Source organism: Micrococcus sp. 116 (assembly GCF_902506395.1).
In the GTDB taxonomy this organism is placed as follows: Bacteria; Actinomycetota; Actinomycetes; order Actinomycetales; family Micrococcaceae; genus Micrococcus; species Micrococcus luteus.
Map to the genome: position 1 here is coordinate 1 of NZ_LR732371.1, position 2,798 is coordinate 2,798.

Below are 2,798 nucleotides of genomic sequence, written 5' to 3' on the forward strand. Positions count from 1 at the left end.
GATCCGCTCCACCCAGCCGTTGCAGCTGCACCCCGGCGCTGACCCCCGGCCCCCGTGCGAGCTGGTGGTGACCCCCGACCAGATCGGCCCCGAGCACCTCGACCAGCTGCATCTGGTGTGGGGCACCCTGGCCACCGCCCAGCACCTGGGAGACAGCGGGGCGTTCCTGCGCACCACGGACGACCAGGGGGAGCCCACCCTGCGCCTGCGCCTGACCAAGGCCCTGGCCGACGCCGTGTGGGCGCACATGGGATGGACGGCCTCCATCCCCGCTGCCGCCGGGGTGACGTTCCTGGCCGGATCCGTGCTCCACCGCGGCTCCGGGGGCGTCCCCTTCCTCAGCCTCGACTCGACCACCCAGCTCGCCCTGACCCCCGGACACTGAACCACCCGGCCCGCGAGCGCGTCTGCGTGGCGCGCTCGCGGGCCGGTTCATCGGAGGTAGGGGGGCGGGGGGTGTCCGCGGCTCTCGTAGTAGTGGACGGCCGGGGCGTTCCCGTACTTCTCTTCCAGGTCATTCATCTCCGCGCGCCACCGGCCCAGGCTGTTGGCGAGCTTGCGGGCATGCTCGGGGGTTGGGGTCTCCAGCTCGCGCAGTCGCCGCACGAGCTCCACCGGCCGCGACTCCAGCCACTTCCATTCCCTGTCGAACCGCAGGCCGTCCTCCGGCTGCTCCTCATCCGGCACATCCTCCTCCATGCGGATGATGAGCAACTCACCCCGCATGTGCCCGGCGTAGTCCAGCAGCTCCCTCCAGTGCTCCTCCCACTGGCTGGCCACATTGCGCAGCTGCTCGTCCAGCTCCTCCGAGTCAGTCAGCAACAGCACTCGGACGCGAGCCTGCTCAAAGACGGGAAACCACTGAGCACGCGCAGCGTGCCACCGTTCATCACTCCAGGAGTGCTCCAGACCGTAGAGCCCGGTCACCGCCAAGATCAGATCCGCCACGGCAGCCTCCAACCGCTCCTGGCGGGCGTTCTGCGCCGCTCCGCGATTGGTGAGGTGCACGACCCAAAGGGCCGAGAGGACGGCCACCACTCCGCTGATGACGGCCCCGGCCACATTGGCTCCGACCCCTTGCCACACCACGTCCGCATTCATGCCGCCAGCGTAGGGGCGGGTGCAGTGCCGTGAGGGCGGGGGCGCCGTGCCAATGGGGGCGGAGGCGAATCCGGCCGGGTCTACCGGGTTGCACACCTCCCACTAATCATGTAGTGTCTTACATGTTCGCGGGGCTCGAGAGGGGCCCAGCACCCCAACCGAAGGGACAGACCATGGACGAGACGATCCTGGACAGCACCACCGCCGAGGCGGGCATGAAGGTCACCGCCTTCCTGGCCAACCTGAGCGGCACCGCCCGCAGCATCCACTCCGGCACCGTGACCGCCGTGGACCCGGAGCAGAAGACCTACACCGCCCAGCTGCGGACCCTGCGCGGGCCCCTGGTGGCCGTGTTCACCGACGAGATGGACCACGCCGAGACGAACTCCTACTGCCTGCAGGACGCCTGAGACCCCGGCGCCACGCCCCACATCAAGGGCGGGGCGCCGGCCCCTGGGGTCCGCGCTCGCGGCCCCTCCCAGACCCCCTCGACGCGGACGGCATGAGGCCGACTGCACCCCCGAATGAAGGAGACCGCCATGGAGATGCTCGTCAACCCCCGGGAACTGGCCCGCGCTCTGGACGTGGCCGCGGTGCCCGCTCGGCTGGGCCCGCATGATGACGCCCGCCGTGCCACCGAACGGATCCTGGTGCAGGCCACCCACGCCGGCGCCCTGTTCACGGGGGCCAGCCGGTCCCTGGTGTCCCGGACCCTGGCCCCGTCCTACGCCACCGAGTGCTACGCCCGCGAGCGGCCCCCGTTCACCACGGAGATCGACGCGACCAACCTGCAGTACGTGCTCTCCCAGCTCAAGGCCTGCCCCCACCACCGTCTCCGCCTGCAGTGGGTGCCCGAAGGGCTGGCCCTGCACACGGATCCCACCGAGCCTCCGATGCTGCTGCGCGAACGCGCCGGGGCCGACACGCGCCGCGTGGCCGACGTGGGCCCGATGCTGGAGACCCTGCCCGAGCACGACGGGCCGACCCCCGGCCACGACGGACCGGTGCGCGTGAAGCCGGCAGTCCTCCAGCGCCTCACAGCCGCCCTGGGCCGGCACTCCATGGACCCCGGCCTGCTGGCCAGCCTGAGCCTCTCCCCCCACCCGGACGAGCCCCAGGCCCAGGTGTCCTGGAGCTGCCAGGAATGGGCGTTCGGGGCGATCCTGCCCGCCGGCATGGGCGGTGACCTGAACATCCGCGACACCCTGGCCGGCAACACCGTGCGCACCGCGCGCCCCTACCCCATGCGCAGTCACCCCCGGGCCGACTGACCCCCGACCGCCCGCGAGCGCCGCCCACGATCCATGGTCGGCGCTCGCGGCGTTTCCACCGGGTTGCACACTCGCACCGAAGCATGTATATTTAGTCATGTCAGCGGGGGTTCACCGGAGCCCCAGCCCCACCGTCCAAGGAGGACACCATGACCCAGGCCCACGAGACCGCCGCCGAGCGCATCGCCACCACGCTGCTGGAGGACGAGCCGGCCCGGGCCCACCTGATGCTCACCAGCCTGATCACCACCGCCGCCTACCTCACCGCCAAGGCCGAGTGGTCCATGGAGGACAACTTCAACACCACCGAGGCGATCTGCTCGGACTTCGGCACCCTGATCCCCGATGACCAGCTGATCGGCATCGTCGGAGAATCCGAGTTCCACCTGCCCCCCGAGGACGTGGAACCGCACCTGCACCCCTACC

5 protein-coding genes are annotated in these 2,798 nt (G+C 70.8%); 4 read left to right on the top strand and 1 reads right to left on the bottom strand.

The annotated features are described in order from the left end of the window. On the top strand, positions 1–385 hold a 385-nt coding region (locus CITRIK5_RS11690), incomplete at its 5' end, for a hypothetical protein (RefSeq protein ID WP_159833781.1). A 47-nt stretch (positions 386–432) separates the two neighbouring features. On the opposite strand, the gene CITRIK5_RS11695 is transcribed toward CITRIK5_RS11690, so the two are convergent. Further along, positions 433–1,101 carry a hypothetical protein gene (locus CITRIK5_RS11695; RefSeq protein ID WP_159833783.1) on the bottom strand — a complete coding sequence of 223 codons (669 nt, stop codon included), beginning with the start codon at positions 1,099–1,101 and terminating at the stop codon, positions 433–435. A 173-nt stretch (positions 1,102–1,274) separates the two neighbouring features. On the opposite strand from CITRIK5_RS11695, the gene CITRIK5_RS11700 reads away from it, so the two are divergent. The 3 genes from CITRIK5_RS11700 to CITRIK5_RS11710 form a co-directional block, all read left to right on the top strand. Further along, entirely contained in the window at positions 1,275–1,511 is a 237-nt protein-coding gene (locus tag CITRIK5_RS11700) for a hypothetical protein (RefSeq protein ID WP_159833785.1), read from the top strand. A 129-nt stretch (positions 1,512–1,640) separates the two neighbouring features. Next, positions 1,641–2,372, top strand: a complete 732-nt coding sequence (locus CITRIK5_RS11705; protein ID WP_159833787.1) for a hypothetical protein — start codon at positions 1,641–1,643, stop codon at positions 2,370–2,372. Between the two features lie 149 nt (positions 2,373–2,521). Next, positions 2,522–2,798: hypothetical protein (locus tag CITRIK5_RS11710; RefSeq protein ID WP_159833789.1), on the top strand; the 277-nt coding region annotated here is incomplete at its 3' end.